The organism is Bacillus shivajii (assembly GCF_020519665.1).
Taxonomy (GTDB): Bacteria; Bacillota; Bacilli; order Bacillales; family Salisediminibacteriaceae; genus Bacillus_CA; species Bacillus_CA shivajii.
The window spans coordinates 2159257-2175170 of sequence record NZ_CP084703.1 but is presented as its reverse complement, the minus strand read 5'-3'; the positions used below and the strand labels follow the sequence as shown (position 1 = coordinate 2175170).

The window sequence follows — 15914 nt, the reverse complement described above, 5'->3', positions numbered from 1 at the left end:
AAACGATTGAGCATTCATATTATTGTTGTCGATGATCATCACGTCGTAAGAAAAGGCCTTCTATTTTTCTTAGAAAAAAAGAAACAATTCTCCATCATTGGAGAAGCCGCAAATGGGAAAGAATTGCTAGAGCTTTTGAAAACAAACCAAAAAATGCCAGACATTATTTTGCTAGATTTGTCTATGCCTATTATGGATGGCGTATCAACAACAAAAGAACTGAAGAAGTTAGCACCTGAAGTGAAAATTCTTATTTTAACAAGTTTTGAAGACGAAGACCATGTCATTTCTGCGATAGAAGCAGGTGCTGATGGTTATTGTCTTAAAGATACTGCTCCCGATGACTTAGTAGCAGCAATTGAAAATGTTTATGAAGGCAAGAAAGATATCGATCCGAAAGTTGCTACTCATTTATTAAAGCGAGTACAAAAACCAACAGATGAAGAAACTTCTGCAATTGATAGCTTAACTAAACGCGAGCGTGAAGTATTAATCCAAATTGCTAACGGCAAAAATAACAAAGAAATTTCTGAAACACTCTTCATTACGGAAAAGACAGTTAAAACACACATTACAAATGTTTTCGCCAAACTCCCTGTTCAAGACCGTACGCAAGCCGCCCTCTTTGCAGTTAAACATGGCTTGAATAAATCTAACGAAATGTCCTAAATTTCTCGTCAATATAAACTGCCACCCTTGTTATAAAGCAAGGGTATTTTTATTTCTACGACTTTAGTTGTAATAAAAGTTCAGGTGCTTGGCTGAGTGAAAATACATTTCTAATCTGACGCCGTCATTTCTTGATTTGCTTATACTATAAACAAAGAGAACAAGAAAGGCGGAAGATCAATGAAAAACATGTTAATAATTAGTGGATCACCGAGAAAGAGCTCGATATCTAGTAAAGTTGGCCAATGGCTTTCAAACAAATACCATTTAAATCATTTTGACCTTAGTGAATATTTGCTACCACTTTTTGATGACTCAGTTCATACTGCTGATAATCCTATAGTTAACCAGTTTAAAGAGAAAGTATCAAAAGCAGATGCTTATATTGTTATAACACCAGAATATCATGGTGGTATGAGTGGATCTCTGAAAAATTCCTTAGATTTTTTAAACAAAAGTTTCTTTAAAGATAAACCTACTTTCTTGATATCCGTTGCTGGTGGAGGAAAAGGTGGTATTAATGCTTTGAACCAGCTTCGAATGATTATGAGAGCATTACAAGCTGATATTGAATCACGACAGTTGGTGATCGATGCACCAATATGGAATGAAGAAGCATGTATAAACGAATTATCATCGTTGATTGACACGTTTGTTAAGAAAAACTCATTGGACAAATCAGGTTATTCTGAAGATGTGATGGGATTATGATAAAGGGTATCTTTAAAACACACTTTCATACAAAATCGGTATCGAAAAAGTTTCTTAACGTTAATCAGAGAGTGTTATTATTTACTCGGGTGTATCCAAGCGAGGAACACGCTCACCTCTTTATTCGTAATTTATATAGACTTTAAGCACGCCCTCCTAAGATAAAAAACAACTATAAAGTGATGAGATAAAAGCAAAAAGACTAGTCTGTAATAGTTACAAACTAGTCTTTTCACTTATTTCGATGTTACTTCTTTTCCGTCTTCTGCGAGTGCAAAATGAATGGCATGTTTTAGCGTTGAAAAACAGTCAATTCCGGATAAATCGTAATCCGATTTTGTCATTTTAATGCCTAGTTCTGGTGAAATACCTACAATAATACTTTTTGTTCCTAGTAGTGAAGCTGCTTTTGTTAAGCTTTGGATTAATGAAACCGTAAAATCATCAACTTTGTTATCCATACCAGTCATATCTAATATTAAATAATAAGCTTGAAAACGAGGTAATTCATGGAGAGTCGTTTTCATCATGTCTTCAGCACGGCTCTGATCAAACTTCCCTAATAAAGGAATTACGACAATATTATCAAGAACTGGAATAATCGGAGATGAAATTTCCTTCACTAAATTTGTTAATTCTTTCGTTCTTTGTTCAACCATTGATTCTAATTTTTGAATTTCTTCCTGCTCTTGTTGCCTAGCATAATCATGAATGTTTTGGACAGGAGAAATTGATGAAGGTGCAAAATGAAACTCATCATATTCTGCCCCTTCTACTTCACTATGTATAATTTCATATCCGATGTTTTCTTCAAAAAGTCCTGTTAGTACACCGGCAAAGTGTCCTGGAATAAATGCACCGCAACCATCTTTCCCTTGGAGACGATTGACTTTAAATTCCCAGCTATTTTGCATACGTACTGATGCTGTCTTTTTTTCAACATCGATCGTTACAACTTCTAGTTTTCCCCATCCTGCAGTTGCATAAGTATCTGGGAGTGATAATAAAACTTTATCTGGATCTTCACCTTTAAAGAAATCACTTACAATTCTTCCTAACCGAAACCCTGCGGTATCCATAACAACTTTAGCAGCTGCATTCCCTGATACTTCTTCGATCGTGTCGATAAATGATTTCATAGCATTGTCAATCCAAAAGAGAATAGCATCCTCTCCATGGAACTTTAAAGTTCCTTCATCCTTTTCCCATCTCAATGGTGGGGAACATTGATTATCTACCTTCTCGCTCATGTGATTCTCCCCTCTCTATGTATATCGAAACCGTACTTCTCATGATGAATTCATAAGAAATTTATTGACTTCATTTAGTGTAACATCATACTGTTCAAAAATTCAAAAAATGGCAATCGGTAAATGTATGAGATATGTGTTCTACTTTTGCATATACATAGCGAATGAGAGAAAGGAGGGTTAAAGCGTTGAAATTACCTGGTACTCATATCCTGCACACTGTAGAACATGGTGACACCTTATATTCGTTAGCCAATCGTTATAATAGCAGTGTCGATGATATTGTTCGATCAAACGGCATATATCCTCCGTTTACAGACCCAGGACTCATCTATCCAGGTCAATTATTAGTCATATCGGATGCTTATTTAGGGAAAGATGAGGTCCTTTATGTTGTAAACCGAGGGGATACAATGTATCAAATCGCGACAAGATTTTTGTCGCACCCAGACATGATTGCTGGAATAACATCAGGTGTACAAAATCCTAATTTTATTTTTCCTTATCAGCCATTGAGATTGCCTGTGATGATTTACCTTGTTCAGACTGGGGATTCGATCGCATCTATTTCTGAGAGAACAGGTGTTCCAATCGATGGAATTTTAACAGCTAATCAAAATAGGCCTAGCATTTCACCTGATGTTCTTTATGAAGGACTGAAACTAATTATTCCGCTTCCAACATCACAAAATATAGCCGTGTTTGCTCCTTCACCCGGAGATATCATTGAAAGCGACGTTTTCATCTCGGGTTATGCTAGAGCTTTTGAAGCAAATGTCCTAATGCAAGTTATTGATGCACAAGGGAATAGTTTAACAGGCGAACAATTTACGACTGCACAATACGCTGCTCCAGTTTATGCTCCATTTGAAACGACACTTACTTTAGAGGAGCAACCTGCAACAGATGAAGGTTATTTACAAGTCTATACTCGAAGTGCGAAGGACGGTAGTATTCAAGACTTAACTCAAATAAAGGTGTATTTTAATGAATAAACAATCGTAAAAATTCATCGTAAAAGCCACCGAACGTTTATAACGACTACGGTGGCCTTTTTGATTTATTTCGTTTTTAAAGGGGTTAATTTCGCCTCAATTGTTTCTCTCTGATCTTCTAAATATGGTGGTAATGCTAAACTCTCGCCAAGTTTATCGATTGGCTCATCGACAGCAAAACCAGGTCCATCTGTTGCAAGTTCAAACAGGATTCCGTTTGATTCTCTAAAGTATAATGATTTAAAGTAGTAACGCTCTACAAACCCTGAGCTTTGAATGCCGCTCTCATCAAAATATTGAACCCATTTTTTTAATTCTTCTTCTGACTCAACGCGAAACGCAACGTGATGTACACTCCCTCTACCGGGCCTTTCTCTTTGCGCATCTTTCAACGTTTCAACATGGACTTCCGCTCCAGTTCCACCTTCTCCAGTTTCAAAAACGAGAACATCATTCCCTTCCTCATTTACAAAGGAAGCTACTTCTTTAAATGTTAAAATTTCTGTTAAAACTTTAGCCGTCCGCTCTGGACGAGACACAGTTAATGTAACTGGTCCAAGGCCGGTAATACCATTTTCGCCTGGTACTGGACTTTTCGCCCACGGTTGGCCAGCTGCTACTCCCCGGGTTTGTTCGTCAGAAACGAGTGTCATTCGTTGACCTTCAAAATCTTCAAAACGAAGGATTGCTCTTCCGTTTTCCGTAGTAATCTCTTTATGATTTACGCCTGATTTTTCGAATCGGTCTTTCCAATAGGTTAATGTTTGGTCATTTTTGACTCGTAATGACGTATTCGAAATACAGTTTGTCCCCTGATACGTTCGACCAGCTTGAGGAATTTCAAAAAACGTAAAATCTGTTCCAGGGTTTCCTCTTTCATCTGCATAAAACAAGTGGTACATCGATGTATCATCTTGATTGACCGTTTTCTTCACGAGTCTCATTCCTAGTGTTTCTGTATAGAATTCGTAATTTTTCACCGCATCTCCAGTGATCGCAGAAACGTGATGAATACCTTTTAACGGCTTCAATGTCATATGAATACTCTCCTTTTGATAATGAGCTGATTTCTAAATGATTGTTGTTTTTGATAAGAAAAAGGTATCTGGCACTTTGGTGCCTGGCACCGGGAAAACGTTACAGTCACCGATTTTCACTTACTCGGGTTACAAGTGATTAATAAAAAATGCTTTATATAATATGACAAAGACGAAGATCGTTTTTATACCATTTAAAATTCATTTACTTTATTTTCACATTTAGTCGTTTGTGCATATACTATCTTGATCTTACAAATAAGGTGATGCCTATATGTACAATAAGAAAGAACTACATGTGACTAACCCAGAATTATTCCATCAGCCTTTTCGAGCAACAAGGGATGATCCCGCCCCACTTTTTTCAGCACCTGCATTAATAAACAACGATATTTCATCTGTTGATTTATCAGAACAACGTGGGAAATGGGTCGTTTTATTTTTTTATGCAAGTGACTTTACGTTCGTTTGACCGACAGAACTAGCAGCAGTTGCTGCTATTTACCCACAATTAAGAGAGCGAAACACTGAAGTATTTGGGATTAGTACTGACAGTGTGTATGCTCACAAAGTTTTTAAAGAAACATCTCCCTCTGCTAGAACAGTTCAATACCCTTTAGTCAGTGATCGCAACCAACTTATTAGTCGTGCTTACCGTGTATTAGATGAGAAAACAGGTGCCACTTTTCGAGCAACCATTATTGTGAATCCAGAAGGGACAATTGTTTCTAAAATGATTTATCCAGCTGAAGTGGGCCGCAATGCATATGAAATATTACGAGTCATAGAAGGGGCGAATTTTGAAAGGGAAACTGGTCTCGGTGTCCCTGCAAATTGGACCCCTGGTATGCCAGGTATTTCAAGGGATCCCAACAAAATCGGAAGAATATAGGGCTGTCGATCTTTTGACAGCCCTCATTTCTTTTTACACCTTATTTAAAACAAATCGGACAAACCATTGAAAAGGTTTAATGCTTTCTTTTCTTTCAAAATCACTCGTAAATACAGTGACTAATTGCTTTTCTGGAACAATGAATATATACTGACCACCGTTTCCAGCTGCATAATAAAATGCTGGTTGATCATTTGATCCTGATGGACTGTACCACCAATGATAACAATATTGTTGATTCCCAACATTAGTATCTGTATAAGGTTTAGTGGATTCATCCACCCAATCTTTAGACACAATTTCTAATCCATTCCAAGTTCCTTTATTTAAATATAGTTGGCCAATTTTGAGTAAGTCTTCTGTTTTCAAATATAATCCAAAACCACCTGTAATAACCCCTTGTGGATCTTCGTCCCATTCATATTCTGTAATATTTAAAGGAGAAAATAAATGTTCTTCTGCGTAAATTGATGTTTTCATTCCTGTTTGTTTTTGTAAGATTGCACTTAGTAAATGTGAGTTTCCACAGGCGTATTTCATTACTTCACCAGGTGATTGTCTCATCGGACGATGTAAAATATACTCGATCCAATTATTACTACTTCTCATCCCTTCGTTTCCTGGCCAATCGATTCCAGAGCGCATTGTTAATAAATCATGAAGAGTAATCTTCTCTTTTTTCGGATCGATTTTTGAGACTTCTGGGAAATATGACACGATTGATGTTTGTAATGAATTGATATCCCCTCTTTTCAATGCAATGCCATATAAAATTGATAAAACACTTTTCGTAATTGAATTCACTCTTTGAACTTGCTTTCTCATTGAGTCGCTTTGTGAATATTCATATAGTCGTTCATTTTCATGTTCGACAATGCAAGTTTTTACTGGACTTTCCTTCAAGCGCGTTTCAAATTGTTGAAATCCCATCTTCACTACCTACTTTCTAAAAAGCTACTTCGACTTTAATTTATAAGTTTGTTTCTTAAATTGGTAATATAAAAAACATCCGACACAAAATCCCATCAGTGCGACTGATGCAGCAACTGTTACCATCGCTACTAATAGCCAAGTCACCCAATGACCTGTTAACAAATAAATAATTATTGCTACTGTGATTATGCTTGCAGCAATTGTTTGGTTAAACCTCGTAAGGACAGCTGATTCGGTATGGTCTGTAGATAAATCTTTCTTTGTGATGGACTTGGCAATGATAAAAGCGACGTTTGCCTTAGGACCAAAAATTAAAGAGGAGTATATGAAAATAGCGGTTAATATGAGTATCCATATGTTTTGAGTAACAATGGATGCTAAAGTGAGAATTACCATCATAATTTGATTCGCTCGCACTAAAGTTATAGGAATCTCCTTCATATAATGACCTCCTTCTAGATGCTTATTCTGTTATTTATTTATATCAAACTTCATTAAAAAGTTCTAATAATACGATGATATTCCGATCCATCTAGTTTGCTTTTCAATTGTACTTTAAAAGGCAACCCAAAGTGGATTGCCTCGATCTTTTACAGCTCTAAAACGTATGGAGAGTTTTCGTCCTCATTCATTAATCGTATGAAGGAGGGGGTAATTTGAAGGACAATATAATTCGGATCATCTGGACCGTTAAACCAATTTTCCATTCGTTTATGCCACAGCTTTTCTTTAGTTTTTTCATCATCGCGAATTTCAGCCTTGCCTTCAACTTCTAAAAACCGATCACCATAACCCTCGCCTTCGTAACCTAACAGTAGATGTACGTAAGGGTTTTCTTCAATATCTTCGACTTTGTGTGTATCTTTTCCAGTTGGCGTATACAACATTAACCCATCATGATAAAACGTCATGTATCTAGAGTGTGGTCGGTCATTTCTAACTGTTGCAAGTGTACCTACTTGATGGTTATCCAATACATTTAAAATCTTCTCTTTCACATCATGTTCGTTCAATTGATTCATCTCCTTTGCATTTTTTAGTATGACTGTTCTAGGAAGGTTCAATGTACGATTCATCACGTTTGAAGTTGTTTTTAACCTTAATTCCTCGCACCCTTGATCATAAAACATGATTTGTCAGTTATAAGCAAAAAGTCACTAGTATTGATTCACCGTCCAAGAATTAGGTGAATAAACTACTTTAAACGAAAAAGGAGCTGTATTAGATGACAACCTTTCAATTACCTGTGCAAATTGAAACGAGAAAATATTCATCTCAAGGAATTGATATTTTATATCCGCAAAAAAAGTATTCACATTACCCAATGATCCAAGAAAAAATAAACCGTAAGATTTATCAAGAAGTCGTCAATTTATACCATACTCAACAACCTTATCAAATAGGGACACAACTAGAGATGATTGGTCGCTATGAAATTAAAACAAATGAACGAGGTATTTTAAGTTTAATTCTTAGCAATTATGCGTACTCACGCCCAATGGCACACGGTATGACATTTGCAACACCCTTAACATTTAATTTAAAAACGGGTGAAAACGTGAAACTATCTGCGTTATTTAAAGATGATACTAATTATACGGAAGTCATATCTAAACTGATAAAAAGACAAATTAAAGAAAGAGATATACCATTAATTGAGGAGTTTGATCGTATTAATCCAGATCAAACGTTTTACTTAGCAGATAAATCGATTGTTATTTTCTTTTCTTTATACGAATATACACCATATTACGTAGGATTTCCGATGTTCCCAATCTCTTTATATCAATTAGAAACGTTAGCTCCAGAAGACGGCATCATCTCTAGATTGACGATTCCTCTCGTGTAATTTCATAAAGGTAATAGAATTGGTTCTGCTGTTCACGATATCGTTTAAGTTTTTATAAGTATATACATTTAAGATTTGTGACCTTACTAGGTTACTTTTTATTAGTTGTTGATTTGTGTCACTGCAGGTGGATGTTTGCACGCCGAGGTACAAGTGCGACATCCATTCAACCTTCATTTCGCTTGTATTCACGGTGTCTCCTTTGCACCTCTAGGCACGACATAAATTTCTCTAACCTCAATTATTTTTTCCGAAAATACCGTCTTTACGTATGCACATTTAACTCAACATCGATATTGCCTCTTGTCGCTTTTGAATAAGGACAAAATTCGTGAGCTTCTTTCACAAGGTGTTCGGCTACATCTTGACTCACACCGCTTATGTGCACATTTAAAATAACGCCAAGTTTAAACCCGCAGTCATCATTATCGTTTAAAAGGCCAACTTCTGCTTCAACCGAAGATTCAATCTCCTTTTTGGCTTCAGATGCCTTTAAGTTCAAGGCACCATCAAAACAAGCCGCGTATCCTCCTGCAAACAATTGCTCGGGATTCGTCTTATCTTCAGGAATGTCATCTCCCTTTGGCATAGCTAGTTCTAAATCAATCACTCCATTATCAGACTTGACCGAACCTTCACGACCACCTTTGGCGATTACCTTTGTTGAAAATACTTTATTATTCATTGCTTCTCACTCCTCGATGATTGTTCATAGTTATAGTATTTATTGACTTAACGTTATTCATGTAACGAAAATCAAAAACGATATTTTTCACTCAATGTGAAGAATTACGTGTCCCAAATGTAAAAAGGAAGCAGAATTGATCTGCTTCCTCCATGACCTTCATTCATTAAATCGCTAACCCATGTGGTGCATCTTTTACAACGACAATCACTTTTCCTTCGTCCAACTTCTCTTCAAGTTCTTGTGCCTTATCTTCTGTAAAGCCAATTTCATCAAACTTCGCTCTTAATTCATCACCTTTTTTACGGAAAACATTTTTCGTCGCTGTTCCAAAGCTTTGCTCGTCCATTCCAATCGTATTTGCATTGGCATTTTGCGCGACACGATTGGTGCGCTCATCATCATGTGACACCACATGAATGTTATTTTCTTCTACACCTTTTGTTTTTAGTGTATCAACGGTTTGAACTACCTCTTCATCATTATAAAATTCTTTGTAAAATGGTTGCATGTTGCAATCCTCCTTCACAAATTTTTAAGGTGATGTATTTGTCATATACCTTGATGAAAAGGATATTAAACGATAAATCTACAAATTGTGACGATCATCCTAGTTCATGCCATCGATGTTATCTTTACAAATCATCAAAGCCATTATCCTCTGATACTTTCGTATATTGTCTTGACTTTTGTTCAAAAAAATCGGTCTTTCCGCTGTTCATATCTTCATACACTTTTATCCACTTTAACGGATTTGATCGATACCCATCAAAAGGTCTTTCCACCCCTAGTTCATTTACTCGTTTATTTGCCATGAATTTAATATAATTCTCTAGTTCATTTATCGGTATTTCAGGAAACCTTTCCCCAATGATATAATTTGCCCACTTCATTTCAAGTTGAGCAGCTTTCTTAAATGTTTCTTGCACAAAACGGTCGACGTCATCACCTTGTAATTCAGGATATTCCCGTCTTAGTTCTTTGAAAATATTTGCAAATAAATAAACGTGTAGTTGTTCGTCACGATTAATATAATTAATCATAGTCGACGTAGAAACCATTTTCTGTTGTCTTGCTAATTGGTAGAAAAAACTAAAGCCAGAGTAAAAATTTAGCCCTTCTAAGATCACATCGTATACGATCGATTCTAAAAATGTTTTTGGTGTTGGATTTTGGATAAATGCTTCATAGCCCTCTACGATAAACTCATTTCTTTCTCTTAACACGTCATCGTGTTTCCAATACTCAAAAATTTCATCTTGCTCGCTTTTTTTCACTAAGCTAGATAATACATAGGAGTAACTTTGGTTATGGACGACCTCTTGAAACGACAATGTCGTCATTAGTGCAGAGAGGCTTGAATCCGTTAAGTACCTGGCAGCATGCATCGAATAATCCGTTTGAATGCTATCTAAAAAAGCGAGTAGTCCAATAATTTTCTTAAACGAATCTTGTTCGTCTGTTGTTAATGTCGCAAACTGCTTCGCATCAGCTGACATATTAATTTCAAATGGTGTCCAGAAATTAGCCAACATATTTTTATATAACGGATATGCCCAAGAAAAGCGGACATCATCCCAATTAAGGACATTCGAACTTCTGCCGTTAATAATTTTTGTTGATGCGTTCGGGGCATTGATATCATATAATTTTCTTTCAGTTAATGTCTCCATTTCCATCCTCCCTTTTTTTTTAGCTAGAGCAACTTTCGCAATCTTCGAGATCACTAGAAGTAGAGCGAACATAGTAAGTCGTTTTTAGACCTTCTTGCCATGCTGTTAAGTGTAAGTTCAATAAATCTTTTGCTTTGATTGTATGTTCAACGTAGAGGTTAAACGATACAGCCTGGTCGATATGCTTTTGTCTAGCTGCATTTTGTTTTATACTCCATAATTGATCGATCAAGTGTGCAGGCTTATAATACCAAGTTGTTTCAGAAGACAAATCTGGTGCAGTTACAGGGATCTTATAATTCTTCTTTTCTTCGGCATACTCTTTATTAAAAATCGGATCGATCGATGCTGTTGACCCTGCAATAATCGATGTGCTCGCATTGGGAGCAACCGCCATTAAATACCCGTTTCTAAGACCTGCCTGTTTAACGTATTCTTTTAACTCCTGCCACCTTGATGTGTCATACCGTTCACCTTGAAAATACGTTCCTTTATGCCAATCAGATCCTTCAAATACAGAGTACGCTCCTTTTTCTTTTGCTAATTTGGCACTCGCTTTAACCGTGTAATATGCAATATCTTCATAAAGCTTGTCTGCATAGCTAATCGCTTCATTTGACTCCCACTTTATTTGTTTCAATGCTAATAAATGGTGCCAACCAAATGTCCCTAAACCAATTCCTCGATATTTTTTGTTTGTTGCTTCGGCTTGATGAACCTCTATTTCATTCACATCAATGACATTATCTAACATTCTTACTTGAATTGTTATAAGCCTCTCTAGTACATCATCCGTCACGGCCCTTGCTAGAGAAATTGAACTCAAATTACAAACGACATAATCTCCAGCTTTTTTACGTGTTGTAATTTCTCCTCCAGTAAACGTTTCTTCAATCACCGTAGTCGGACTCATGTTTTGCATAATTTCCGTACATAAATTTGAAGCATAAATCATCCCTTCGTGTTTGTTAGGATTTTCTCGATTCACAGTATCGCGATAAAACATGTATGGCGTTCCTGTTTCTAGTTGTGAAATCATCATTCGCTTCATGATTTCAATTGCTGGAACACTTTCCTTTGTTAAGTGCTGACAGTTAACGCAAGCCTCATACTTTTCTCTGAAACTACCATATCCCTGTTCTTCATCGTAAAAATCCTCTAAAGAAAACCCCATGACTTCTCTAACCTCGTGAGGATCAAATAAGAACCAATCTTCTCTGTTTTTTACTTTTTCCATAAAAAGATCAGGAAGACAGACACCAGTAAATAAATCATGCGTTCTTTGACGTTCGTCACCGTTATTTAACTTTGCATCCAAAAACGAAAAGATATCTTTATGCCAAACATCAAGATAAACTGCAATCGCTCCTTGTCGTTGCCCTAATTGATCAACACTTACTGCAGTATTGTTAAGTTGCTTCATCCACGGAATTACACCGGAAGAATTACCTTTAAAGCCTTTAATTGTACTGCCTTTCGCTCTTATTTTTCCTAAATATACGCCTAATCCTCCACCATTTTTACTTACAGTAGCTGCATCCGTATTACTATCAAAGATCCCTCTTAAACTGTCATCTACGGTATCTATAAAACAGCTAGATAGTTGTCCGTGTGTTTTTCCTGCGTTCGCCAAAGTCGGTGTCGCAACCGTCATATATAAATTTGAAAGAGCCCAATAAGCTTCTTTGACTAGTTGCAAACGATGTTGTTTATCTTCATTCATCATTAATGTCATCGCAATGATTAAAAATCGTTCTTGCGGAAGTTCAACAATCTTTCCTTCAATACTTTTACACAAATAACGATCAGTTAACGTTTTAACGCCAATATATGTAAATAAGCTATCGCGTTCTTTCTTAATAAACGTTCCGATTGAGCGAACTTCCTCGTCACTGTATGCGTTCAATAGTTTTTCGTCATACAAATGATCTTCAGTTAAAGCTCTTAATAAAGTTGGAAAGTCTTCATATGCATTGATTCCTCGGTTGTTTGACACTTCGTTATATAACTGATTTAGGAAATACCTTGCTCCGATATACGTCCAGTCCGCTTCATCCGCACATTGCATATCTATGGCCGCAAGTATTACCTGGTCTGTTGCCTCTTGCATCATTGTTAAGTCTATCTTTTTTAATCGAAGATACTCGTGAAAATTCCCCCATGATAAGTTTGGATACTGGTTAGTCAAATTCTTTGTAAGCTCTGATATAACAGTTGTTGTTTGAGTCACTGAAAAACACCCTCCCTTAAATGTAAAGCTAAAAACAAATAACATAAAACAATCCTAGAAAAATAAAAAAACTCCTCCATCTTTGGAAGAGTTGTGTAAACGGTAAATACCGCTACCTTAAACATAAACGTAGCGTAAATCTATATTTTACCGTCTCTTGATCTCACCCCCCGAAGATTAGAAACTTCGGAAGACAGGTAGGTCTCCTGACTTATGCTTCTTCCTACTTTGAGCCTTCCCGTATAAATTGCTAACACATTTTTATACAGTGGGTATCTCATTTCGTCCACATTTACAGTTGCGGGGACAGTTCCGGACTTTCACCGGATTCCCTTTTAAGCCGTTTAAGGCACCTGAACTTCCTGATTATTCAATTTCATCATGCAAACAATATATAGCTATTTCAATTATGTAGGCGCTATATATTGTATACACCACATCATACATGTTCTGTTATGTATTTACAACAGGTATTCTATCGATTTTTTTATTATACATTTTACCCGTTTGCATCACAGTTTCTTTTCTAGTAAAATACGATACTTGTGAGTGTTTTTAACGTAAAGAAACAAAATGCTGAAAGGAGAATTCCATTGTTTTTAGCACCTTCCGCATTTGAAAGAAAAGAAGATAAGAAGAAAGAAACATTGATTGCAGAATTTGAAGATCTTGAATTTCAGGTTTTTCGAATGCAAGAAAACATGAAGAAAATCGCAAAGAATTGGAACATTCTTGGTATAGATCAAACGAAAGAAGAAAAATGGGTCATCGTATATGCATCAGATGACGGAAACGTATGTAAAATTATGCTTCACGATTGTGAAACACCGTTTGATGGTTCATGGGACTTTTCCATCCATGCACAATACGATGAGCACCATCAAATTCATATAGACGACATTCGTGGTGATGAAAATCGCGGCTTTGGCTCTATTTGCATGAATTTTTTAAAAGAACATGCCCTTGAGCAAAATATTTCCTGTATTAAGGGCGATATTGTGAAAAGGGATTGGGGTCACATTGATCGGTTAATTCACTTTTATGAAAAACATCATTTTCACGTTTCAATCGAGCAAGAAAAGCAACACGGCATGATTTATTGGCAACCATCTGCTTAAACCACTTTTATGTGCCATAGTCTTGATTTGCTTTTTCATTGTTTTTATTTTTATTAAAGACAACTTCATAAATGATTTTACTGGCAAACACAACGATTGCTGAAACTGAAAATACAGCTCCGCTAATAAGCGTCACTAAACTGAACCAACGTTCTGTAAAAAGGCTAATGATTATGTACCCAATTCCGATGAAAAAAAAGATCCCCGGTATCCAATTCGTAGAAAAATGTTTACCTAGTGATCGCTTTACGTATAATGTAAGTAAAATTTGGACCGATGTAATGATAAACATAAGATTGAATATAAACATTTGCACGCCCACCTTTCTTCAACAGTATGAACGTACAATTTAATCGTTAAACCTAAAAAGAGTGCCAATAAATTTTGACACTCTTTTTTCATTTACAAAATGTATGAACTTTTATCTCTATTCCTTAGTGTAGTTAAATTTATATTGTTTTAAAGGGGGTGTCTTTTCCTTACAGGTTCGCCAATCGGCTAGTTTTCTTTATTATTCCGCTGGTACTTTTTCAACTTCCCAAGGGAATGGATCCTTCATTAAGCCCCAATCAGATTCATATTCATCGTCTGTTAATAGACATTTGTCTAGCTGTTCGATAATCTTTTCCTTATTTAAACCTTCACCTATAAATACTAGCTCTGTTTTACGATCGCCATGGGTTTCATCCCATTCTTTAACCATATCCGGATTTTCATTTAAAAACTCTTCCTGTTTTTCAGCGGACATTGAGCCAACCCAATAAGAAACGGGTTCTAGAGAAATTGATGGTCCAGCTTGTGATAATAATAGAGCTAAATCATTACGTGTTGCACACCATACGATCCCTTTTGCTCGGATTACCTCTTCTGGAAAGTCATCTCCCCATTCTCGAAATCGCTCGGAATGAAAAGGTCGCTCCCTACGATAAACAAATGAGGTGATGCCGTACTCTTCCGTTTCCGGTGTATGTTCTTCTGCCTCAAGTTCTTTTAACCAACCAGCAGACATACTCGCTTTTTCAAAATCAAACAAATTCGTATTTAAAATGTCTGATGGGTTGACTTCACCACCCGATGTTTTGATTAGCTTAGCATCTGGTTGTAACTTTCTTAATACACGCTCCAGCTTTTCGATCTCTTTTTCTTCAAGCATGTCGCATTTATTTAAAATCAAAACATCACAAAACTCCACTTGATCAATTAATAAATCAGAGATTTCTCGAATGTCATCATCACCAGCAGCTTGCTTTCTGTCTAATAATGTTTCTCCAGAAGAAAAATCGTGCCAAAAGCGATTACCATCAACGACTGTAACCATCGTGTCAAGTCGGCAAAATTCAGTTAAATCAATCCCTAACTCTTCATCAATATAGGAGAATGTCTGAGCAACAGGAACTGGTTCTGATATACCTGTCGATTCAATAACGATATAATCAATGTCTCCTTTTTTTGCTAAACGTTCTACTTCAACGAGTAAATCTTCTCGCAATGTACAGCATATACAGCCATTTGACATTTCAACGAGCTTTTCTTCTGTTCGTTTAAATCCACCTTGATCGATTAAATCAGCATCAATGTTTATTTCACTCATGTCGTTTACAATAACAGCTACTTTTAGTCCTTCACGGTTTTGAAGGATATGATTAAGTAATGTTGTTTTTCCTGCCCCTAAGTATCCACTTAGCACAGTAACTGGGATCTTTTTATTCATGTTATGTAAGCCTCCTATTTATCCGGTGCAAATCGTAATAATTACTATTTACAGCTTTAATCATACATAACCGCTTCTTTTTTGTAAAGAGAGTAAAACATATTTAATCGTAATAATTTCGTTTTGAGACGATAAAAGAGCTGTTCGCTCTTGAACAGCTC

General features: G+C 36.3%; 17 protein-coding genes and 1 riboswitch. Of the genes, 6 read left to right on the top strand and 11 right to left on the bottom strand.

Going from position 1 to position 15914, the window contains the following annotated elements; genetic code table 11:
• Positions 1-6: 6 nt before the first annotated feature.
• Positions 7-669 (top strand): response regulator, encoded by a 663-nt coding sequence (locus LGQ02_RS10720; RefSeq protein ID WP_226518135.1) that lies wholly within the window; start codon positions 7-9, stop codon positions 667-669.
• A gap of 180 nt (positions 670-849) precedes the next feature.
• Positions 850-1380, top strand: a complete 531-nt coding sequence (locus tag LGQ02_RS10715) for an NADPH-dependent FMN reductase (RefSeq protein ID WP_226518134.1) — start codon at positions 850-852, stop codon at positions 1378-1380.
• A gap of 236 nt (positions 1381-1616) precedes the next feature.
• Here LGQ02_RS10715 and LGQ02_RS10710 read toward each other — a convergent pair whose 3' ends face one another.
• Positions 1617-2630 carry an STAS domain-containing protein gene (locus tag LGQ02_RS10710; protein WP_226518133.1) on the bottom strand — a complete coding sequence of 338 codons (1014 nt, stop codon included), beginning with the start codon at positions 2628-2630 and terminating at the stop codon, positions 1617-1619.
• 188 nt (positions 2631-2818) lie between these two features.
• Between LGQ02_RS10710 and LGQ02_RS10705 the strand changes: the two genes are divergently transcribed.
• Positions 2819-3625: a LysM peptidoglycan-binding domain-containing protein gene (locus tag LGQ02_RS10705; RefSeq protein WP_226518132.1), complete on the top strand. Its 807-nt coding sequence runs from the start codon at positions 2819-2821 to the stop codon at positions 3623-3625.
• 65 nt (positions 3626-3690) lie between these two features.
• Here LGQ02_RS10705 and LGQ02_RS10700 read toward each other — a convergent pair whose 3' ends face one another.
• Positions 3691-4662 carry a ring-cleaving dioxygenase gene (locus LGQ02_RS10700; protein ID WP_226518131.1) on the bottom strand — a complete coding sequence of 324 codons (972 nt, stop codon included), beginning with the start codon at positions 4660-4662 and terminating at the stop codon, positions 3691-3693.
• A gap of 274 nt (positions 4663-4936) precedes the next feature.
• Between LGQ02_RS10700 and LGQ02_RS10695 the strand changes: the two genes are divergently transcribed.
• Complete coding sequence (locus tag LGQ02_RS10695) at positions 4937-5554, top strand: peroxiredoxin (protein WP_226518288.1); 618 nt, start codon at positions 4937-4939, stop codon at positions 5552-5554.
• A 33-nt stretch (positions 5555-5587) separates the two neighbouring features.
• Here LGQ02_RS10695 and LGQ02_RS10690 read toward each other — a convergent pair whose 3' ends face one another.
• From LGQ02_RS10690 to LGQ02_RS10680, 3 genes are all read right to left on the bottom strand, one after another.
• Positions 5588-6484 (bottom strand): serine hydrolase domain-containing protein, encoded by an 897-nt coding sequence (locus LGQ02_RS10690; protein ID WP_226518130.1) that lies wholly within the window; start codon positions 6482-6484, stop codon positions 5588-5590.
• A gap of 24 nt (positions 6485-6508) precedes the next feature.
• The gene (locus LGQ02_RS10685) at positions 6509-6928 is read right to left on the bottom strand and encodes a DUF4395 domain-containing protein (protein ID WP_226518129.1); all 420 of its coding nucleotides are present in this window, start codon (positions 6926-6928) and stop codon (positions 6509-6511) included.
• Between the two features lie 149 nt (positions 6929-7077).
• Positions 7078-7500: a pyridoxamine 5'-phosphate oxidase family protein gene (locus LGQ02_RS10680; RefSeq protein WP_226518128.1), complete on the bottom strand. Its 423-nt coding sequence runs from the start codon at positions 7498-7500 to the stop codon at positions 7078-7080.
• 212 nt (positions 7501-7712) lie between these two features.
• On the opposite strand from LGQ02_RS10680, the gene LGQ02_RS10675 reads away from it, so the two are divergent.
• On the top strand, positions 7713-8336 hold the full coding sequence (locus tag LGQ02_RS10675) for a DUF3298 and DUF4163 domain-containing protein (protein ID WP_226518127.1): 624 nt from the start codon (positions 7713-7715) through the stop codon (positions 8334-8336).
• A gap of 265 nt (positions 8337-8601) precedes the next feature.
• Here the strand turns inward: LGQ02_RS10675 and LGQ02_RS10670 are convergent, their stop codons facing one another.
• From LGQ02_RS10670 to LGQ02_RS10655, 4 genes are all read right to left on the bottom strand, one after another.
• Positions 8602-9021, bottom strand: coding sequence for an organic hydroperoxide resistance protein (locus LGQ02_RS10670; RefSeq protein ID WP_226518126.1), 420 nt, complete (start codon positions 9019-9021; stop codon positions 8602-8604).
• Positions 9022-9187: 166 nt separating this feature from the next.
• Positions 9188-9532, bottom strand: a complete 345-nt coding sequence (locus LGQ02_RS10665) for a YflT domain-containing protein (protein WP_226518125.1) — start codon at positions 9530-9532, stop codon at positions 9188-9190.
• Between the two features lie 124 nt (positions 9533-9656).
• Positions 9657-10694: a ribonucleotide-diphosphate reductase subunit beta gene (locus LGQ02_RS10660; protein WP_226518124.1), complete on the bottom strand. Its 1038-nt coding sequence runs from the start codon at positions 10692-10694 to the stop codon at positions 9657-9659.
• Positions 10695-10713: 19 nt separating this feature from the next.
• Positions 10714-12969, bottom strand: coding sequence for a ribonucleoside-diphosphate reductase subunit alpha (locus tag LGQ02_RS10655; RefSeq protein WP_404802394.1), 2256 nt, complete (start codon positions 12967-12969; stop codon positions 10714-10716).
• A 135-nt stretch (positions 12970-13104) separates the two neighbouring features.
• Positions 13105-13296, bottom strand: a riboswitch (cobalamin riboswitch).
• Between the two features lie 221 nt (positions 13297-13517).
• Between LGQ02_RS10655 and LGQ02_RS10650 the strand changes: the two genes are divergently transcribed.
• Positions 13518-14042 (top strand): GNAT family protein, encoded by a 525-nt coding sequence (locus LGQ02_RS10650; RefSeq protein WP_404802393.1) that lies wholly within the window; start codon positions 13518-13520, stop codon positions 14040-14042.
• A 7-nt stretch (positions 14043-14049) separates the two neighbouring features.
• On the opposite strand, the gene LGQ02_RS10645 is transcribed toward LGQ02_RS10650, so the two are convergent.
• Both LGQ02_RS10645 and LGQ02_RS10640 read right to left on the bottom strand, forming a co-directional pair.
• A complete protein-coding gene (locus LGQ02_RS10645; protein ID WP_226518122.1) occupies positions 14050-14352 on the bottom strand; it encodes a hypothetical protein in 303 nt (100 codons plus the stop codon).
• 201 nt (positions 14353-14553) lie between these two features.
• Entirely contained in the window at positions 14554-15753 is a 1200-nt protein-coding gene (locus LGQ02_RS10640) for a GTP-binding protein (RefSeq protein WP_226518121.1), read from the bottom strand.
• Positions 15754-15914 lie beyond the last annotated feature (161 nt).

What these genes read in the sequence shown, in the direction of transcription:
- LGQ02_RS10715 (WP_226518134.1), top strand. Translation starts at nt 850, where the DNA reads ATGAAAAACATGTTAATAATTAGTGGATCACCGAGAAAGAGCTCGATA.
- LGQ02_RS10710 (WP_226518133.1), bottom strand. Translation starts at nt 2,630, where the DNA reads ATGAGCGAGAAGGTAGATAATCAATGTTCCCCACCATTGAGATGGGAA.
- LGQ02_RS10700 (WP_226518131.1), bottom strand. Translation starts at nt 4,662, where the DNA reads ATGACATTGAAGCCGTTAAAAGGTATTCATCACGTTTCTGCGATCACT.
- LGQ02_RS10690 (WP_226518130.1), bottom strand. Translation starts at nt 6,484, where the DNA reads ATGGGATTTCAACAATTTGAAACGCGCTTGAAGGAAAGTCCAGTAAAA.
- LGQ02_RS10685 (WP_226518129.1), bottom strand. Translation starts at nt 6,928, where the DNA reads ATGAAGGAGATTCCTATAACTTTAGTGCGAGCGAATCAAATTATGATG.
- LGQ02_RS10675 (WP_226518127.1), top strand. Translation starts at nt 7,713, where the DNA reads ATGACAACCTTTCAATTACCTGTGCAAATTGAAACGAGAAAATATTCA.
- LGQ02_RS10670 (WP_226518126.1), bottom strand. Translation starts at nt 9,021, where the DNA reads ATGAATAATAAAGTATTTTCAACAAAGGTAATCGCCAAAGGTGGTCGT.
- LGQ02_RS10665 (WP_226518125.1), bottom strand. Translation starts at nt 9,532, where the DNA reads ATGCAACCATTTTACAAAGAATTTTATAATGATGAAGAGGTAGTTCAA.
- LGQ02_RS10660 (WP_226518124.1), bottom strand. Translation starts at nt 10,694, where the DNA reads ATGGAGACATTAACTGAAAGAAAATTATATGATATCAATGCCCCGAAC.
- LGQ02_RS10655 (WP_404802394.1), bottom strand. Translation starts at nt 12,969, where the DNA reads ATGTTATTTGTTTTTAGCTTTACATTTAAGGGAGGGTGTTTTTCAGTG.
- LGQ02_RS10645 (WP_226518122.1), bottom strand. Translation starts at nt 14,352, where the DNA reads ATGTTTATATTCAATCTTATGTTTATCATTACATCGGTCCAAATTTTA.
- LGQ02_RS10640 (WP_226518121.1), bottom strand. Translation starts at nt 15,753, where the DNA reads ATGAATAAAAAGATCCCAGTTACTGTGCTAAGTGGATACTTAGGGGCA.